The 15,911-nt window shown below is 66.9% G+C and carries 20 protein-coding genes; 12 read left to right on the top strand and 8 right to left on the bottom strand.

Annotation, left to right across the window (positions count from 1 at the left end; translation table 11 throughout):
• Positions 1-5: 5 nt before the first annotated feature.
• The 3 genes from ACNI3R_RS09835 to ACNI3R_RS09825 all read right to left on the bottom strand — a co-directional run bounded on the left by ACNI3R_RS09835 (position 6) and on the right by ACNI3R_RS09825 (position 1,473).
• A complete protein-coding gene (locus ACNI3R_RS09835; protein WP_426182648.1) occupies positions 6-692 on the bottom strand; it encodes a Crp/Fnr family transcriptional regulator in 687 nt (228 codons plus the stop codon).
• A gap of 113 nt (positions 693-805) precedes the next feature.
• Entirely contained in the window at positions 806-1,252 is a 447-nt protein-coding gene (locus tag ACNI3R_RS09830) for a cupin domain-containing protein (protein WP_426182645.1), read from the bottom strand.
• On the bottom strand, positions 1,252-1,473 hold the full coding sequence (locus tag ACNI3R_RS09825; protein ID WP_296625299.1) for a hypothetical protein: 222 nt from the start codon (positions 1,471-1,473) through the stop codon (positions 1,252-1,254). Before ACNI3R_RS09825 ends, ACNI3R_RS09830 begins: the two co-directional genes overlap by 1 nt.
• Before the next feature lie 88 nt (positions 1,474-1,561).
• Here ACNI3R_RS09825 and ACNI3R_RS09820 point away from each other — a divergent pair, with 88 nt between their 5' ends.
• From ACNI3R_RS09820 to ACNI3R_RS09785, 8 genes are all read left to right on the top strand, one after another.
• On the top strand, positions 1,562-2,113 hold the full coding sequence (locus tag ACNI3R_RS09820) for a hypothetical protein (RefSeq protein WP_426182642.1): 552 nt from the start codon (positions 1,562-1,564) through the stop codon (positions 2,111-2,113).
• An 87-nt stretch (positions 2,114-2,200) separates the two neighbouring features.
• On the top strand, positions 2,201-2,578 hold the full coding sequence (gene crcB, locus ACNI3R_RS09815) for a fluoride efflux transporter CrcB (RefSeq protein ID WP_426182639.1): 378 nt from the start codon (positions 2,201-2,203) through the stop codon (positions 2,576-2,578).
• The gene (locus ACNI3R_RS09810; protein ID WP_426182637.1) at positions 2,575-3,708 is read left to right on the top strand and encodes an RluA family pseudouridine synthase; all 1,134 of its coding nucleotides are present in this window, start codon (positions 2,575-2,577) and stop codon (positions 3,706-3,708) included. Before crcB ends, ACNI3R_RS09810 begins: the two co-directional genes overlap by 4 nt.
• The gene (locus ACNI3R_RS09805; RefSeq protein ID WP_426182634.1) at positions 3,705-4,385 is read left to right on the top strand and encodes an HAD-IA family hydrolase; all 681 of its coding nucleotides are present in this window, start codon (positions 3,705-3,707) and stop codon (positions 4,383-4,385) included. Before ACNI3R_RS09810 ends, ACNI3R_RS09805 begins: the two co-directional genes overlap by 4 nt.
• Positions 4,382-5,092, top strand: coding sequence for an ATP12 family chaperone protein (locus tag ACNI3R_RS09800; protein ID WP_426182632.1), 711 nt, complete (start codon positions 4,382-4,384; stop codon positions 5,090-5,092). Before ACNI3R_RS09805 ends, ACNI3R_RS09800 begins: the two co-directional genes overlap by 4 nt.
• Before the next feature lie 51 nt (positions 5,093-5,143).
• The gene (locus ACNI3R_RS09795; RefSeq protein WP_426182629.1) at positions 5,144-5,557 is read left to right on the top strand and encodes a SufE family protein; all 414 of its coding nucleotides are present in this window, start codon (positions 5,144-5,146) and stop codon (positions 5,555-5,557) included.
• Positions 5,554-5,973 (top strand): SecDF P1 head subdomain-containing protein, encoded by a 420-nt coding sequence (locus ACNI3R_RS09790; RefSeq protein WP_426182627.1) that lies wholly within the window; start codon positions 5,554-5,556, stop codon positions 5,971-5,973. Before ACNI3R_RS09795 ends, ACNI3R_RS09790 begins: the two co-directional genes overlap by 4 nt.
• 57 nt (positions 5,974-6,030) lie before the next feature.
• Positions 6,031-6,984, top strand: coding sequence for a DNA topoisomerase IB (locus tag ACNI3R_RS09785; protein ID WP_426182624.1), 954 nt, complete (start codon positions 6,031-6,033; stop codon positions 6,982-6,984).
• On the opposite strand, the gene ACNI3R_RS09780 is transcribed toward ACNI3R_RS09785, so the two are convergent.
• Positions 6,985-7,512, bottom strand: coding sequence for a J domain-containing protein (locus tag ACNI3R_RS09780; RefSeq protein ID WP_426182621.1), 528 nt, complete (start codon positions 7,510-7,512; stop codon positions 6,985-6,987).
• Positions 7,513-7,729: 217 nt separating this feature from the next.
• Here ACNI3R_RS09780 and ACNI3R_RS09775 point away from each other — a divergent pair, with 217 nt between their 5' ends.
• The 3 genes from ACNI3R_RS09775 (at position 7,730) to ACNI3R_RS09765 (ending at position 9,925) form a co-directional block, all read left to right on the top strand.
• A complete protein-coding gene (locus ACNI3R_RS09775; RefSeq protein WP_426182618.1) occupies positions 7,730-8,404 on the top strand; it encodes a DUF6975 family protein in 675 nt (224 codons plus the stop codon).
• A 93-nt stretch (positions 8,405-8,497) separates the two neighbouring features.
• The gene (locus tag ACNI3R_RS09770) at positions 8,498-9,343 is read left to right on the top strand and encodes an AAA family ATPase (protein ID WP_426182615.1); all 846 of its coding nucleotides are present in this window, start codon (positions 8,498-8,500) and stop codon (positions 9,341-9,343) included.
• A gap of 120 nt (positions 9,344-9,463) precedes the next feature.
• The gene (locus ACNI3R_RS09765; protein ID WP_426182612.1) at positions 9,464-9,925 is read left to right on the top strand and encodes a hypothetical protein; all 462 of its coding nucleotides are present in this window, start codon (positions 9,464-9,466) and stop codon (positions 9,923-9,925) included.
• Positions 9,926-9,970: 45 nt separating this feature from the next.
• Here the strand turns inward: ACNI3R_RS09765 and ACNI3R_RS09760 are convergent, their stop codons facing one another.
• The 3 genes from ACNI3R_RS09760 to uvrA all read right to left on the bottom strand — a co-directional run bounded on the left by ACNI3R_RS09760 (position 9,971) and on the right by uvrA (position 15,028).
• Positions 9,971-11,092, bottom strand: coding sequence for a calcium-binding protein (locus ACNI3R_RS09760; RefSeq protein WP_426182609.1), 1,122 nt, complete (start codon positions 11,090-11,092; stop codon positions 9,971-9,973).
• Positions 11,093-11,196: 104 nt separating this feature from the next.
• Positions 11,197-11,859 (bottom strand): SOS response-associated peptidase family protein, encoded by a 663-nt coding sequence (locus ACNI3R_RS09755; RefSeq protein ID WP_426182606.1) that lies wholly within the window; start codon positions 11,857-11,859, stop codon positions 11,197-11,199.
• An 85-nt stretch (positions 11,860-11,944) separates the two neighbouring features.
• Complete coding sequence (uvrA, locus tag ACNI3R_RS09750; protein WP_426182604.1) at positions 11,945-15,028, bottom strand: excinuclease ABC subunit UvrA; 3,084 nt, start codon at positions 15,026-15,028, stop codon at positions 11,945-11,947.
• Positions 15,029-15,161: 133 nt separating this feature from the next.
• Between uvrA and ACNI3R_RS09745 the strand changes: the two genes are divergently transcribed.
• Positions 15,162-15,296 carry a hypothetical protein gene (locus tag ACNI3R_RS09745; RefSeq protein ID WP_426182602.1) on the top strand — a complete coding sequence of 45 codons (135 nt, stop codon included), beginning with the start codon at positions 15,162-15,164 and terminating at the stop codon, positions 15,294-15,296.
• A 39-nt stretch (positions 15,297-15,335) separates the two neighbouring features.
• Here the strand turns inward: ACNI3R_RS09745 and ACNI3R_RS09740 are convergent, their stop codons facing one another.
• Entirely contained in the window at positions 15,336-15,905 is a 570-nt protein-coding gene (locus ACNI3R_RS09740; protein WP_426182600.1) for a cob(I)yrinic acid a,c-diamide adenosyltransferase, read from the bottom strand.
• Between the last annotated feature and the right edge of the window lie 6 nt (positions 15,906-15,911).

Raw genomic sequence — 15,911 nt, 5'->3', positions numbered from 1 at the left:
GGCGATCAGTCGGCGGCTTCGGCGATCTGGGTCAGATAGTCGGGGTCGACGATGCGGATCTTGCCCTGGGTCAGCTCGATCACGCCCTCGCTCGCCCAGGCTGCCAGCTGGCGGTTGATATTCTCGCGGCTGATGCCGACGAAGCTGCCCAGTTCGGACTGGCTGAGGTCGCGCGTCAGGCGGGTGCCGTGCATCTTCTGGTCGGTCAGCCGCTTCAGATAGCGGGCGAGGCGCGGGGCGGTGGTGAAGGCGCGGTCGCTCTCGATCGTGCTGTCGGTCTCGCGCAGGCGGCGCGCCATCTCCTTGAGCAGGCGTATCGCGACCCTGGGATGGCGTTCGATGAAACCGAAGAATTTGGCGCGGGTAATCCGGATCACCCGCCCCGGCCACATCGCGACCGCCGACGCCGTGCGCGGCTTGTCGTCGAGTACCGCGATCTCGCCGAGAACCGCGCCTGCTTCGGCGTAATCGAGGATGATCTCGCGGCCATTGGGGGTCACCATCGAGATGCGCACGACCCCGTCGAGGACGATGACCAGCGAGGTGCCCTCGTCGCCCTGGGTCAAAATCTCGTCATTGGTGCGGGTCGCCTGCAGCGTTCCGATCGACAGAAGGTCGGCCAGCTCCCGCTCATCGCATTCCGCAAAGACGCTGCCCTTCGGCAAATGCGCCAGCAGCTCCGCTGGTGTCATCCCGGCCCCCATTTACGCTGTACTCCGCCCGGGAGCACCGTGCACGCCATGGCTCGATTCTGCAAGCGATCCTCCGGGCATGTCCCCTGGGGTGACGCTGCGGCAGATGGGGATCAGTTCGCCGGCGACCAGCCGGGCGGCGCCAGTTCGAAGCCGGAGAAGTCGAAGCCTGGTGCGACGATGCAGCCGACCAGTGCCCAGCCCTTGTCCGCCCGTGCCGCCTGCCAGGCGCCCGTGGGGACGATGCCCTGCGGCCGCTCCCCGGCAGCGACGTCGGGGCCGATCCGGATCGTCTCGGTCGGACCGCCGGCGTCAGCAGCGATCAGCAGGTCGAGGGCGTGGCCGGCATGGAACATCCACAGCTCTGCGGCATCGACCCGGTGCCAGTGCGAGCGCTGGCCGGCCTCGAGCAGAAAATAGATGGCGGTTGCGTAACCCCGTGCAGGCGCATCGCTGCCGCCCTCGCGCCAGGTCTCGCGATACCAGCCGCCCTCGGGATGCGGGGCCAGCCCCAGCGCCTCGACGATCCGCCGGGCGTCCTCATCGGCGGGAAGCGGCATCAGAACAGCCCTCCGCCCATGATCAGCCGGACGATGCCCACGACCAGCACGAAGCTGTTGAGCCGCCGGCCGCTGTCGCTGTGCGACAGGATGCCGAATGCGGCGCCGATCAGCGCGACTGGCACCACCGCCCAGTTGAACCAGCCGAGAAAGGGGAAGAAGCCGAGGATCGCACCACATAGCGCGATGAAGCCGAAGCCGAGAGAGAGGACATTGAACATGGCATGCAGCTTCCACCATGACCGACGCGATTGCAACCGCTGTACTGTTTTAGTAACACAGCAGTCGAAATGGGATGAGGAACCGGGGATGCGAAAGATGATCGTCATGGCGGCGCTGCCATTGCTGCTGCTGGCCGCGTGCGAGATCAAGGTCAACGACGATGCCAAGGGCGACGCCAATGCGAACGCGGGCGAATCGGCGGCCATTTCGATCGACGCCGGCGGCAATGTCGCCATGGCGTCCGCCGACGAGCCGTCCTCGCTGTCGCTGTCGATTCCGGGGATCGATGCCAAGATCAAGGTTCCGGGCATCGAACTGGGCGGCGAGGACATGAACATCGACGGGATGAAGCTCTATCCCGGTTCGAAGATGACCGGCGTCAACGTCACCGACAAGGAGGGTGGCAATGGCCGCGTCGAGATCCGCTTCGTCAGCCCGGCCGCGCCCGATGTGGTCGCGCGCTACTATGCCGATGCGGCCGGGCAGGCGGACTTCACCGGCGTGAAGCTCGCCAGGACCGGTGCGGCTTCGACGGTGACGGCGGTGAATGGGGAAGGCGATCCGATGACGATCACGCTCCAGCCTGCGGGCAAGGGCACCCAGGGCACCATCGTCATGGTCGACATGTCGGCGAAATAGGGCAAGCGGATGGCGCGCGCCCGGTCCGGCTGGCCGGGGCGCGCAAAGCGCTTTCACGCGGGGCGATCAGGCTCTAAAGGAGCCGACATGCCCCCAATGCTTCTTGTCATGATCGGCGGCGCCATCGGCGCGGCCTTTCGCTTTCACATATCCTCGGTCGCGCTGCGCCAGCTCGGCCCTGCTTTTCCTTATGGCACCTGGCTGGTGAACCTGCTCGGCGGCCTGTTGATGGGCGTTCTGGCCGGTGTCGTCGCCCGCTCGCCGGTCGATGGTGAGCCGCTCAGGCTTTTCCTCGGCGTGGGCGTGCTCGGCGGCTTCACCACCTTCTCGGCGTTCAGCCTCGAAACCTTCAACATGCTGACCCGGGGCGAATATCTGATGGCGACCGCTTATGCCGTGTCGTCGGTCGCGGGTTCGGTGCTGATGCTGTTCCTGGGCGTCGGCCTGTCGCGGGTGTTCGCATGAGCGAGCCCCCCAGGAGCGAGAGCGGCGAGGGTCGCCAGTTCGTCGTCGGCTATGACGATGACGGCATTCGTCTCGATCGCTGGTTCAAGCGGCACATGCCCGATACCAGCTTCAACATCGTCTCGCGCTGGGCGCGGACGGGCCAGTTGCGCGTCGATGGCCGTCGCGCCGCGCCTGGCGACCGGATCGAGGCCGGACAGACGATCCGCGTCCCCCCGGCCGAAATCGTCGCGGCCGCGACGGTCGCTGCGAGCGCCGCCAAAGCCAAGCGGCCTGAACGGCCGCGCGAACCGCTGACCCCCGACGAGATCGCCTTCGCGCAGAGCCTGGTCATCCATCGCGATCGTCAGGCGATCGTGATCAACAAGCCGCCGGGGCTGGCGACGCAGGGCGGCACCAAGACCGAAATGCACGTCGACCGGCTGCTCGACGCGCTGCAGTTCGATGCGGAGAGTCGCCCGAAGCTGGTTCACCGCCTCGACAAGGACACGTCGGGCGTCCTGCTGCTCGCGCGCACCTCGCGCGCTGCGGCCCATTTCGCCAAGGCGTTCAGCAGCCGGACCGCACGCAAGGTCTATTGGGCGGTCTGCACCGAGGTTCCCTCGATCGAGGACGGCATGATCGAACTGCCGATCGGCAAGCAGCCCGGCACCGGCGGCGAGAAGATGTATGTCGACGAGAAAGAAGGCTCGCCCGCGCGGACCCGCTACCGGATGATCGACCGCGTCGGCAATCGCGCCTGCTGGCTCGAATTGCAGCCCTATACCGGCCGGACCCATCAGCTGCGCGTCCATCTGGCGGCGATCGGCCATCCCATCGTCGGCGACGGCAAATATGGCGGGGCGGAAGCCTTTTTGTCGGGCACGATCAGCCGCAAGATGCACCTCCATGCGCGCCGCCTGCGGGTCGATCATCCCGATGGCGGGCAGATCGACATCTTCGCAGAGCCGCCCGAGCATATCGTCGACACGCTGCGCAATCTTGGCTTCACCCAGTCGCAGGGCGACCTGCCGATCGACGAGGTGAAATTCTCCACGACCGAGGAAGGCAAGCGCCGGATCGCGACCGCGCGGGCCAAGGACGCCCGTAAGGCGCGACGCGGCGAGCGGCGGGGGCGCAGCCGCGCATGACCGGACCGAACCGGCTCGCCATCTTCGATTGCGATGGCACGCTGGTCGACAGCCAGGCCAATATCTGCCGGGCGATGGTCGAGGCCTTTGCCGCCGAAGGCCTGCCGCCACCCCCCAATCCGGCGATCCGGCGCGTCGTCGGGCTGAGCCTGACCCAGGCGATCGCCGGGCTGCTGCCCGATGCCGATCATGGCCTGCACGTTCAGCTGGCCGAGGCCTATAAGCGCAGTTTCCAGGCGATGCGGGGTGCCGGCCTGGTCGACGAGCCGCTCTTTCCCGGCGTCGCCGAGCTGCTCCACGCGCTCGACGCCGATGGCTGGATGCTTGCGGTCGCCACCGGCAAGTCCGATCGCGGGCTGAAGCATTGTCTCGAGGTCCACGGGCTCGAACGGCTGTTCGTCTCGCTCCAGACCGCCGACCGCCACCCGTCCAAGCCGCATCCCTCGATGGCGCTGCTGGCGATGGCCGAGGCGGGCGCGCTGCCCGAGACGAGCGCGATGATCGGCGACACCAGCTTCGACATCGGCATGGGGATCAACGCGGGCTGTGCCGCGATCGGTGTCGCCTGGGGCTATCATGCGCCGGAGGAACTGTTCGACGAGGGCGCGCATTTCGTCGCCGATCATCCGGATCAGCTTCCCGAAATCCTGAAACTGGCGCTATCAGCGCGCGCATGAAGCGATTCTATAAACAGGCGGCGACCGAAACGGTGGCCGGAGGCTATGGCATCCGTCTCGACGGACGTGCGGTAAAGACCCCGGCGCGCGCCGAACTGGTCGTGCCGACCGCCGCGCTCGCATCCGCCATCGTCGGCGAATGGAACGCGCAGGGCGAGGACATCGACCCGCGTACCATGAAGCTGACCGGGCTTGCCAACGCCGCGCTCGACCGCGTGCTCGCCGATCCCCCCGCCTTTGCGCGCGGTCTGTCGGCCTATGCCGAAAGCGACCTGACCTGCTATCGCGCAGACGGCCCGTCGGAGCTGATCGCCCGCCAATGCGAAGCCTGGGATCCGCTGCTCGACTGGGCCGGCGAGCGCTATGGCGTCGAGTTCGAGATCGCGACGGGGATCATCCACCGGCCCCAGCCCGACGATACGATCGAGCGTCTGTCGGCTGCGGTCCGGGCTTATGACCCGTTCCGGATGGTCGCGCTCCATCCGCTCGTCACCATATCGGGCTCGCTGATCATCGCGCTGGCGGTGGCCGAAGGCGAGATCGACGTCGATGGCGCCTTCGCCGCCGGCCAGCTCGACGAATTGTGGCAGGTCGAGCAATGGGGCGAGGACGAGCTTGCGATGCGCGCCCGCGAGGTCAAGCGGGCCGACTTCCGCGCGGCGGCGCGCTTCCTGGCCTTGCTCGTTCCGGTCGACGTCGCCGCCTGACCGCAGCGACAGGATGACGCGGGCCATTCGCCGCCTTATGGATGCAGGATCATGACCGAAGCTACGCAATTGACCGATGTCCGCGAGGAATATGAGTTTCTCGATGCCGACGATCGCTACCGCCTTCTGATCGATCTGGGTCGCACGCTGGAGCCGATGCCCGATGCACTGAAGACCGACGCCACACTGGTGCGCGGCTGCTCGGCCAGCGTATGGGTCTATCCGACCGTGCTCGATGACGGACGCCTGCATTTCCTGGCGGACAGCAATGCGGCGATCACCAAGGGGATCATCGCGCTGGTGCTGCTGACGGTGCAGGATCAGGCGCCGGCCGACATTCGTTCGACCGATATCGAAGGCGCGCTTGCCCCCTTCGATCTCCGCAACCAGCTGAGTTCCAACCGCACCCAGGGCATCCCCAACATGATCGCGCTGATCCGGTCGACCGCGGAGCGTTACGCATGAGCCGACGTCTTGCTCTGGCCCTGATCGCCGCCGTGCCGCTGGCCGTCCCCGTCGCGATGGTGCACGCCGCGACCCTGCCCTTCGCGACCGGCAAGCTCAGCATAGGCGGCGAGGCCTTCGCGCCCGCCGATGTGCTGGATGCACGCGCTCTGCCCGACATCAACGGCAAGGTCGGCATCATGCTCACGCTGACCCCCGATGCGGCGAAGCGGCTGGAGGGGATCAGCGGCGCGCTGGTCGGCAAGCCGCTGCTGATCGCGCTCGACGGCAAGACGCTCGCGGCCGAACTCGTTCGCAAGCCGATCGCCGACGGCGTGATCGAACTGCCCGGCCGCTGGAGCCTGACCGATGGCGAGGCGCTGGCCCGCCGCATCTCCGGCCGCGACCCTTTGCCCGACGATCTGGGCAGCGAATAGGCTGACGGGGTACCGCAGGGCGGCGCAGCGATTCGCCCGGTCGGGCGTTTCAACGCCATGGACCATCGCCCGATAGACCCCGCCGAACGGATCGACGCTGCGCCCGGCATCACCCGGCTGCGACGCGGGCGGGGCTGGCGCTTCATCGCGCCCGACGGAACGACCGTCGCCGATGCCGGGCAGCGGATGCGCATCCTGGCGCTGGGGATCCCGCCGGCGTGGCGCAAGGTCTGGATCAATCCCGATCCCGATGCGCCGGTGCAGGCCACCGGGATCGATGCCGCCGGCCGCCGCCAATATCGCTATCATGGTCGCTGGCGCGAAGCGCGAGACGAAGAGAAATTCGCCGCGCTCCCGGCCTTTGCCAAGCATCTCCCGCATCTGCGCGCGGTCGTGCGCAAGGCGCTGGAGAGCGACGATCCGTGGGAAAAGGCGCGCGCTGCGGCGGTTCGCCTGCTCGACGGCTTTGCAATCCGGGTCGGGTCATCGGATTCGGCGGCGCATGGCAGCTTCGGGGCGACGACGCTGCTCAACCGCCATGCCCGTATCCAGGGCGACCAGATCCGCCTCTGCTTCTATGGCAAACACGGCATCAGGGCCGATCTGTCGGCCAAGGACGCCACCCTCGCTGCGGCGCTGGCGGAACTGAAGCGCGCTGGTTCGGGCGAACTGTTCGCGATGCGCTCGGGGCTGCGCGTCCGCGCCGCCGACGTCAACCAGTGGATCGCCGAACTGACCGACGGCACCGGCACCGCCAAGACCTTCCGCACCTGGCGTGCCTGCGCGGTGGCGGCAGGTATGTTATCGCGTGACCGGCGGACATCGGTGAAGACATTGCTGGGCGAGGTTGCGGCGCAGCTCGGCAACACGCCGGCCGTCTGCCGGTCCTCCTATGTCGCGCCGGCCTTCGTCGAGATGGCCAAGGCGGGGCAGTGGATCGGGACGATTCCTGCGCGACCGGCACGACTCCGCCGCAGCGAGCGCGCGAGCCTGGCCGTTCTTACCGGCTGATCAGCGCGGGCGTCGTTCTTCGGCGCGGCGCAATATCTCGAAGGCGGCCTGGACGGCCTGGAACTTGACCGCAGCCTGCGGGTCGTTCGGTTTGACGTCAGGGTGATTGGCCTTCGCGAGACGGCGCCAGGCGGCCTTAACCTCCTCGAAATCGGCATCCGATTCGAGTTCGAGCGTTTCGAAGGCGCGCAGTTCGTCGCGGGTCCAGCGACCGTCGCCGGGCCCGCCCCAGCTATGATAGGCCTGCTCGGTAAAGCCCGACGCGTCGCGCTTTTCATTTGCCTCGCGCTCTGCCGCTTCCTCGGCCGAGAGGCCGGCGAAATAATCCCAGTTGCGGTTATATTCCTCGGCGTGGCGCGGGCAGAAATACCAGCGTTCGCGGCTGTTGGGGGATTTGGGGGCGGGGCAGTCGCCCGGCTGGTCGCAGCCATGGCGGTCGCACATCCGCACCTTGCTCGCCCCGCGCTCGCTGCCATAGCCTCGCCAGCGGGGAAAGCCCCAGTCATTCGTACGGGATGATCGCGCCATAAGCCGTCCCTTGTAGCGTCGATGGGGTGAACGGGGAATTGATGTTTTGCGCCTTCACCATCGTGCAGGCCCAGTCGAGATCCCGCCGCATGCCGGCCACAAAATAAAGTTCGCGCCGTAAACGGGGCATTTACCGCAGTTGGGCTAGGAGGGTCTCGCGAGAGGCGGTGTCTTTGCCGATCGTGTGTGAACCGGTTGTATTCGGGACCTGTTGCGTATGGCGTATCAAGTACACAAGGAGGCCGCGCGTCCTGGCGCGGCCGAAGCGGTCGGCACGCTGCTCGCGGCCGACGGTGGCAAGACCCATCCCTATATCGCCTCCGCCATCTTCGCCCGTGGGCGGGAAGCGGCGCGCGACCTTGCGGACGCGGTGCATCTGATTTCGAGCCTGCACGGCGGCCATCCGGGCGTCGTTGATCTCGCACAGCAGCGCCCGCCCGAGGAGACTGTCCGCGCCTGGCTCGATGCGGCAGCGGAGGGCTTTGCCCAGGAGCGTGCCTATCTGATGCGGACGGTCGTGGCGGCGGGGCCCTTGCCCAGCACGCCGGGGCATGCCGGCTGCGAAACCGCCGTTGCCGGACAGCGGCACGCGCTGGAGATGCTGGCGCGGTCCGAACGCAAGGGCTGTGCGCTGGGCGCGGCGGCTGCGCTGGTGCTCGACTGGCGGGCGATCCGTACGGTGGTCGACGCGGCGGCGCAGCGCTTCGGCGTGACGCTCACCCCACCGGCGCTGCCGTCGATGCGCCAGACCCTGGGCGTCCTGGAACTGATCGAATCGCCGGCGGCCGAACGCGCGATCGTCTTTGGCGCACAGCAATTGTTGATCCAGCATCGCGGCCTGTGGGATCTGCTGGAGGCGCGCTCCGGCGCAAGGGTCGAAGCCCTGCTCTGACCCCGCCCCCAAAGGCAGTGCCACAGGGCTGGACAAGCGGCGCCGTCGCACCCTATCGCCGGAAACAGCGGTTTTCCGGCGGGAGAGATTGGCGTGCGCTTCGAAGGTACGAGCAACTATGTGGCGACCGACGACCTGAAGGTGGCGGTCAACGCCGCCGTCACGCTGCGGCGTCCGCTGCTGGTCAAGGGCGAGCCGGGCACCGGCAAGACCGTCCTCGCGCATGAGATCGCGGCGGCGACCGGTGCGCCGCTGATCCAGTGGCACATCAAGTCGACCACCAAGGCGCATCAGGGCCTGTACGAATATGATGCGGTCGCCCGCCTGCGCGACGGCCAGCTGGGCGACGAGCGGGTTCACGACATCGGCAACTATATCCGCAAGGGCAAGCTGTGGGAGGCGTTCACCGCGCCGACCCTGCCGGTGCTGCTGATCGACGAGATCGACAAGGCCGATATCGAGTTCCCGAACGACCTGCTGCAGGAACTCGATCGCATGTCGTTCGACGTGTACGAGACCGGCGAAACGGTGGCGGCGAAGGAGCGGCCGATCGTCGTCATCACCTCGAACAACGAGAAGGAGCTGCCCGACGCCTTTCTGCGTCGCTGCTTCTTCCACTATATCAAATTTCCCGACCGCGAGACGATGCAGGCGATCGTCGACGTCCACTTCCCGGACATCCAGAAGACGCTGGTGTCGCGCGCGATGGATATCTTCTACGAGATCCGCGAGGTACCGGGCCTGAAGAAGAAGCCGTCGACGAGCGAGCTGCTCGACTGGCTCAAGCTGCTGCTGGTCGAGGATATGCCGCTCGAGGTTCTGCAGAATCGCGACCCCAAGAAGGCGATCCCGCCGCTGCATGGCGCGCTGCTCAAGAATGAGCAGGACATCATGCTGTTCGAGCGCCTCGCTTTCCTTGCCCGTCGTTCGGGCAACTGACGGGACGCCGGTCACGCGACTTTCGTCCAAAATGCTCAGGTATTTCACCGGGTCTGTATCCGACTCGGTCGCTCAGCCATTTTCCCTCGCGACGTCAGTCTGTTGCGAGGGCGTTGGCATATGGAACGACCGGACCGCGAAGCATTCGACCTGCGGCATCCCGTTGCCGGGCGCTGGCTCGATATCGGCGCACAGGCCGGCAGCGTGACGATCGACGACCTCCAGGGCCTGTGGACTTTGCGCTTCGGTGCCTTTGGCTGTCGTGACGACGAAACGCGCGGCGGGGTCGTTCACGTCGAGGCCGACCGCATGGCGGGCGGCGACGGCCATGTCATCTTCCACGGCGGCTTTCGGCTCGACGGCACCACCTTGCAGGCATCGCTGACGATCGTGCGCCACGGCTTCGGCGGCGGCTATCAGCGGATGTTCGGAACCAATGATCCGATCTTCCGGCTGGACGTTGTCGCCGAGGCGATAAGCCCCGACCTGTTCGAAGGCCGCATCGAGCGCCGCGTCGGCCCCGACATCCGGGTCGTCATGCGCCGCTTCGAACCGATGACGCAGCGCAGCCAGATCGTTTGAACGTGCCCACTCCTTCGTGACAGGAGTGGATATAAGCCGCGAGCCTCAGATGAAATCGTCGAAGGCGAGCGACGCGCTCACGAACGACGCGCCCAGCGCGATGGCCGCGTTGACGCCGCCGCCGCCGTCCTGCGACCAGAACAGAACCGCATCATTGGCGCCGCTCAGCCGGATCAGTGCGACCTCGTGAACTCCGGCGCGCTGATCGAACAGCGACTGGGCGAGCGCCTGCGCCTCGGCGAGCGAGGTCGAGACGCTGCCCTCCAGGATCGCTTCGGGACGAAAGCCGAGTGACAGGGCATCATCGACCGTCGAAAGATCGACTATTCGGTCGATCGCCTGGAGGTCGGCCCCGATCGTTGCGCTGTCGGGCCCGAACAGGAAGACGTCGCGGCCGCTGCCGCCTTCCAGCCGGTCGACGCCGCGATCGCCCATGATCAGGTCGTCGCCATCGCCGCCCTGGACCGTGTCGTCATCCTGCCCACCGCGCAGCGCGTCATTGCCGGCACCGCCCTGGACCAAATCCTTGCCGCGATTGCCGTTGATGACGTCATGCCCTGCGCCACCCAGGATGCTGTCGTCGTCGGCACCGCCCTGAATCCGGTCCGATCCGCTGCCGCCGTCGATCGTGTCGCGCCCGGCATTGCCCTGCAGATAATCCGAACCGCCGCCGCCGTTGAGCAGATCCCCGCCGTCAGCCCCTCCGCTGGGCGACTGGCCGTAGATATGGTCGTTGCCGTTGCCACCGGTGAGCGTGTCGCTGTCACCGCCGCCCATGATGACATTGTGACCGAAGACGTCGCGGACGACGTCGGCGAGGCCGCCGCCGCGATAATCGTCATTGCCGGCCAGCAGCAGGCTCAGCGGATCATTTGGCGCGTAGGTGAGCAGATAGAAGAGCGAGGCGTTGACCGAGAAGCCGCTCGCCTCGAACAGGACGGTCGACCCCTGGGTGAAGCGAAAGCCGGTGATGGCGCCGCTGATCGGCTCGCCAAAGCCGTTGTAGCGAACGCCGGTGCCCGTGAAGGCATAGCGATAGCCGTCGACATCGATCGCCAGCAGGTTGCTCGTCTGGGTCACGATGACCGAATCGAAATCGGTCAGCCGGTCGAAATTGAACAGGTCCATGCGCAGGCGCCCGGCGGCCGGTGCGGTGATGATCGCCATGTCGCTTTCCCCTGATGATGGGCAGCAGGTGCCGTCAGCTTCGGGACGGGGTCAAGCGCGAGGGGACTGCAAAATGATCGAAAATGGACCCTATCTGCCTGGGCCTAGAGCAAACGCGGTTCTCCCGCCGGCTCGACGCTCAGCGTGCCGCCGGGCGTGGGGCGCAGCAGCGCCTGCGCCGGTGCCGACCCGTCGAGCCAGCCGGCCCAATCCGCACGGTCGAGCAACACCACCTGCCGGCTGTGATAGGGCGCTATGTCGGGGCCGGGCTCGCAGGTGAGCAGGGTGAAGGCTTCGCCGGCCGGATCGGGGATGGCGGGATCGCTCTTCCACAGGCCGGCGATCGCGAACCAGTCGCGCGCGTTCCAGCGGAACAGCCATTTGTCCTTGCGCTTCGCGCGCGGATCGGCGGGCGCGGTGAACTCGTAGAATCCGTCGACCGGGACCAGGCAGCGGCCCTGCCGCGCCGAATTGCGAAAATCGCGTCCCTCGCTGCGGTAGTTGTAGACCGGCTTGCCCGAGGCCCCCGGCCAGCTCCATCGCCGGGTGACCAGTTCGGCGGCCAGCGCCATGTCGGGAGCCTCGTACGCCGCTTGGGTGGACGCATCGCGCGCGGCGCGGATGATCACCGTCCGGTCCGTGATCCGCACGCTCGGCAACGGCGCCATGTTCGGCACCCCTTCGCTGAAGCGCAGCGGGATGCGCAACTCGGCGAAATCCTGTCGTATCAGGCCCAGCTCGATCCGGCGGGCCACCTCGTTGCACATGCGCCGTCACGCTCCGGGTGGGTCGGTCGGGAAGGTGGGGTGAGGAGCGGGACGGGGCAAGTCTCTGCGATGCGCGCCGGGAAACCTACTCAGCCGCCACCTGCGCACCCGCCTCCAGCAGCGGCTTCAGATAATGGCCGGTATAGCTGCGCGGCTCCTTCGCGACCTTCTCCGGCGTCCCCTCCGCGACGATCTCGCCGCCCCGGACGCCGCCTTCGGGGCCCAGGTCGATGATCCAGTCGGCGGTCTTGATGACCTCCAGATTATGTTCGATCACCACCACCGTATTGCCCTGCTCGACCAGCGCGTGGAGTACTTCGAGCAGCTTGCGGACGTCCTCGAAGTGCAGGCCGGTCGTCGGCTCGTCGAGGATGTAGAGGGTGTTGCCGGTCGACCGGCGCGACAATTCCTTGGCCAGTTTGACGCGCTGCGCTTCGCCGCCCGACAGCGTCGTCGCCTGCTGCCCGACCTTGACATAGCCGAGGCCGACCTCGGCCAGCATCGCCATCTTGTCGCGGATCGGGGGCACCGCCTTGAAGAACTCGACCGCATCCTCGACCGTCATGTCGAGCACGTCGGCGATCGACTTGCCCTTGAACTTCACCTCCAGCGTCTCGCGATTATAGCGCGCGCCGTGGCACACGTCGCACGTAACGTAGACGTCGGGCAGGAAGTGCATCTCGATCTTGAGCACGCCGTCGCCCTGGCAGGCCTCGCAGCGTCCGCCCTTGACGTTGAAGCTGAAACGCCCCGGCTTGTAGCCGCGCGCCTCGCTCTCGGGCAGGCCGGCGAACCAGTCGCGGATATTGGTGAAGGCGCCGGTGTAGGTCGCCGGGTTCGAGCGCGGGGTGCGGCCGATCGGCGACTGGTCGATGTCGATCACCTTGTCGCAATGGTCGAGGCCGCTGATCTTGTCGTGCGCGCCGGCCACGACCCGTGCCCCGTTCAACTGGCGGGCGGCCGAAGCGTAGAGCGTGTCGATCGTGAAGCTCGATTTGCCCGATCCCGACACACCGGTGATGCAGGTGAAGGTGCCCAGCGGAATGGATGAGGTGACGTTCTTCAGATTGTTGGCGCGCGCGCCGTGGACGGTCAGCTTCTTGCCATTGCCCTTGCGCCGCTTCTTCGGAACGTCGACCATCCGCCGGCCCGACAGATAGGCCCCCGTCAGGCTGTCCTCATGCGCGAGGATCTGGTCGAGCGTGCCCGAGGCGACGACCTCGCCGCCATGGACGCCGGCACCCGGCCCCATGTCGAGAATATAGTCGGCGGTGCGGATCGCGTCCTCGTCATGCTCGACCACGATCACGGTGTTGCCGAGGTCGCGCAGACGCCGCAGCGTGATCAGCAACCGGTCATTGTCGCGCTGGTGGAGGCCGATCGACGGCTCGTCGAGCACGTAGAGCACACCCGACAGGCCCGAGCCGATCTGCGAGGCGAGGCGAATGCGCTGGCTCTCGCCGCCCGACAGCGTGCCCGAGGTGCGATCGAGGTTGAGATAGTCGAGCCCGACATTGTCGAGGAAGCCCAGCCGCTCGACGATCTCCTTGAGGATGCGCTCGGCGATCGCGCGCTGTTGCTCGTTGAGATGGTTGGGCATGTCGCGGAAGAAGGCGAGGGCGGGGCCGACCGCGCGCCGCGTCGACATCGAGATGTCCTCGCCCGCGATCTTCACCGCCAGCGCCTCGGGCTTGAGGCGGGCGCCGCCGCAGACCTCGCAAGGGGCTGCGCTCTGATATTTGGACAGTTCCTCGCGCATCCAGGCGCTCTCGGTCGCCAGCATGCGGCGCTCGAGATTGTGGATCACCCCCTCGAACGGCTTCTGGACGTCGTAGCTCTTGCGCCCGTCGATGAAGGTCAGGGTGATGGCCTTGCCCTTGGTGCCGTAGAGGACCGCGTCGCGATGCTCCTGCGGCAGCTCGTTCCAGGGCGTCTCGAGCTTGAAGCCATAAGCGCGCGCGACCGAGCTCAGCACCTGCATATAATAAGGGCTGGGCGGGTTCGACTTGGCCCAGGGCACGACCGCGCCCTGCTTGATCGACAGCGCCTCGTTGGGGACGACCAGCTGCGGATCGAAATAGAGCTTTTCGCCGAGGCCGTCGCAGGCCGGGCAGGCGCCCTGTGGCGCGTTGAACGAGAAAAGGCGGGGCTCGATCTCGGCGATGGTGAAGCCCGAGACGGGGCAGGCGAACTTCTCGGAGAAGGTGATGCGGTTGGCGGGGATGCCCGTCTTCTTCATGCCGCCAGTGGTCTTGCCGGCGGCATCGGCGAGCGCCTCGCCATATTGGAAGGCGACGGGCATTTCGCGGACGGCTGCCCCTCCACCAGCCTGCGGCTGGTCCCCCTCCCCGTGCCGGGGAGGATTGCCTGCTCCCTGATCCTCCCCGGAACGGGGAGGGGGACCGGCGAAGCCGGTGGAGGGGCGTTGTACGGTCGCCTCGGCCACGGTCGTGTCGACCAGATCGGCAAAGGCCAGGCCATCAGCCAGGCGCAGCGCCGTTTCGAGGCTCTGCGCCAGCCGGGTCTCGATGCCTTCGCGGACGACGAGGCGGTCGACCACCACCTCGATGTCGTGCTTGTACTTCTTGTCGAGCGCCGGGGCGTTCTCGATCTCGTAATTCTCGCCGTCGATGCGGACGCGGCTGAAGCCGGCCCTCTGCCATTCGGCCAGTTCCTTGCGATACTCGCCCTTGCGGCCACGCACGACCGGGGCGAGCAGCAGGAAGCGCGTGCCCTCCTTCAACTGCAGGATGCGGTCGACCATCTGGCTGATCGTCTGCGCGGCGATCGGCAGGCCGGTCGCGGGCGAATAGGGCACGCCGACGCGCGCCCATAGCAGGCGCATATAGTCGTAGATCTCGGTCACCGTCGCAACGGTCGAGCGGGGGTTGCGGCTGGTCGTCTTCTGTTCGATCGAGATGGCCGGGGACAGGCCCTCGATATGATCGACGTCGGGTTTCTGCATCAACTCCAGGAATTGGCGAGCATAGGCCGACAGGCTCTCGACATAGCGCCGCTGGCCCTCGGCATAGATGGTGTCGAAGGCAAGGCTGGACTTGCCCGATCCCGACAGGCCGGTGATCACGATCAGCTTGTCGCGCGGCAGGTCGACGTCGACGCCCTTGAGATTATGTTCGCGCGCGCCGCGCACCGAGATATGTGTGAGCATGTCGGGAATGTTCCAGATTTGTTCGCCGCGCGCAAGGCGGTCCGTCGGCCGCCGATGTGGGCAGTGGTTAAGCGTTTCTCAACCCTCTATCGCCTAGAAGGGGCACGGCTTTCCGTTGGTGGAGGACGTTGCGATGCTTGGTCTGATCAGTCGCCGGGAGCTTGTGCAGTCGCTCCTGATCGCTCTGGTCTTCATGTCGGTGGGATTCATCCTGCTCGACCGGATGATCGGCGATCCCGACGCGATGGAGGCGGTTTCGCACGTCTGACCGGCGCGGTCGTCCGCGCCGCCGGGCGTGCGGTCCCGTTCAGCGGGTCGCCCCCGGCTTCCACAATATGTCGCCCGATCCCGCCAGATTGATCCAGCGGGCCAGCACGAACAGATGATCGGACAGGCGGTTCACATAGGCCATGCCGACCGGGTTGAGCCCCGCGTCGCGATCCGCCGCGACGGCGGACCGCTCGGCCCGCCGGCAGATCGCCCGCGCCAGATGGATCGCGGCCGCCGCCGGATGGCCGCCGGGCAGGATGAAGCTGCGCAGCGGCTCCAGCGCCTCGTTCATCTCGTCGATCTCGGTCTCGAGCCGCTCGACCTGCGATTCGACGATGCGGAGCACCATCTCGGACGGGGCGAAGTCGGGGCCCGGCGTGGCGAAATCGGCGCCGAGGTCGAACAGCTCGTTCTGGATCCGCGACAGCTTCGCGCCGGCCGCCTCCGGCATATCGTGGGTCAGGGCGACGCCGATCGCCGAGTTCAGCTCGTCGACGTCGCCGATCGCTGCCATGCGCGGCGCGCATTTGGGCAGGCGCGATCCGTCGACGAGGCCCGTTTCGCCCGCATCACCCGTGCGGGTGTAGATTCTGTTCAGCCTGACCATGGGAGT

The sequence above is a fragment of the Rhizorhabdus antheiae genome (genome assembly GCF_049889055.1).
In the GTDB taxonomy this organism is placed as follows: domain Bacteria; phylum Pseudomonadota; class Alphaproteobacteria; order Sphingomonadales; family Sphingomonadaceae; genus Rhizorhabdus.
This window is presented reverse-complemented; position numbering and strand designations above follow the sequence as displayed.

What these genes read in the sequence shown, in the direction of transcription:
- ACNI3R_RS09825 (WP_296625299.1), bottom strand. Translation starts at nt 1,473, where the DNA reads ATGTTCAATGTCCTCTCTCTCGGCTTCGGCTTCATCGCGCTATGTGGT.
- ACNI3R_RS09785 (WP_426182624.1), top strand. Translation starts at nt 6,031, where the DNA reads ATGGACCATCGCCCGATAGACCCCGCCGAACGGATCGACGCTGCGCCC.
- ACNI3R_RS09830 (WP_426182645.1), bottom strand. Translation starts at nt 1,252, where the DNA reads ATGCCGCTTCCCGCCGATGAGGACGCCCGGCGGATCGTCGAGGCGCTG.
- ACNI3R_RS09795 (WP_426182629.1), top strand. Translation starts at nt 5,144, where the DNA reads ATGACCGAAGCTACGCAATTGACCGATGTCCGCGAGGAATATGAGTTT.
- ACNI3R_RS09765 (WP_426182612.1), top strand. Translation starts at nt 9,464, where the DNA reads ATGGAACGACCGGACCGCGAAGCATTCGACCTGCGGCATCCCGTTGCC.
- ACNI3R_RS09820 (WP_426182642.1), top strand. Translation starts at nt 1,562, where the DNA reads ATGCGAAAGATGATCGTCATGGCGGCGCTGCCATTGCTGCTGCTGGCC.
- ACNI3R_RS09835 (WP_426182648.1), bottom strand. Translation starts at nt 692, where the DNA reads ATGACACCAGCGGAGCTGCTGGCGCATTTGCCGAAGGGCAGCGTCTTT.
- ACNI3R_RS09740 (WP_426182600.1), bottom strand. Translation starts at nt 15,905, where the DNA reads ATGGTCAGGCTGAACAGAATCTACACCCGCACGGGTGATGCGGGCGAA.
- ACNI3R_RS09755 (WP_426182606.1), bottom strand. Translation starts at nt 11,859, where the DNA reads ATGTGCAACGAGGTGGCCCGCCGGATCGAGCTGGGCCTGATACGACAG.
- ACNI3R_RS09780 (WP_426182621.1), bottom strand. Translation starts at nt 7,512, where the DNA reads ATGGCGCGATCATCCCGTACGAATGACTGGGGCTTTCCCCGCTGGCGA.
- ACNI3R_RS09745 (WP_426182602.1), top strand. Translation starts at nt 15,162, where the DNA reads ATGCTTGGTCTGATCAGTCGCCGGGAGCTTGTGCAGTCGCTCCTGATC.
- ACNI3R_RS09790 (WP_426182627.1), top strand. Translation starts at nt 5,554, where the DNA reads ATGAGCCGACGTCTTGCTCTGGCCCTGATCGCCGCCGTGCCGCTGGCC.
- ACNI3R_RS09805 (WP_426182634.1), top strand. Translation starts at nt 3,705, where the DNA reads ATGACCGGACCGAACCGGCTCGCCATCTTCGATTGCGATGGCACGCTG.
- crcB (WP_426182639.1), top strand. Translation starts at nt 2,201, where the DNA reads ATGCCCCCAATGCTTCTTGTCATGATCGGCGGCGCCATCGGCGCGGCC.
- ACNI3R_RS09775 (WP_426182618.1), top strand. Translation starts at nt 7,730, where the DNA reads ATGGCGTATCAAGTACACAAGGAGGCCGCGCGTCCTGGCGCGGCCGAA.
- ACNI3R_RS09810 (WP_426182637.1), top strand. Translation starts at nt 2,575, where the DNA reads ATGAGCGAGCCCCCCAGGAGCGAGAGCGGCGAGGGTCGCCAGTTCGTC.
- ACNI3R_RS09800 (WP_426182632.1), top strand. Translation starts at nt 4,382, where the DNA reads ATGAAGCGATTCTATAAACAGGCGGCGACCGAAACGGTGGCCGGAGGC.
- ACNI3R_RS09760 (WP_426182609.1), bottom strand. Translation starts at nt 11,092, where the DNA reads ATGGCGATCATCACCGCACCGGCCGCCGGGCGCCTGCGCATGGACCTG.
- uvrA (WP_426182604.1), bottom strand. Translation starts at nt 15,028, where the DNA reads ATGCTCACACATATCTCGGTGCGCGGCGCGCGCGAACATAATCTCAAG.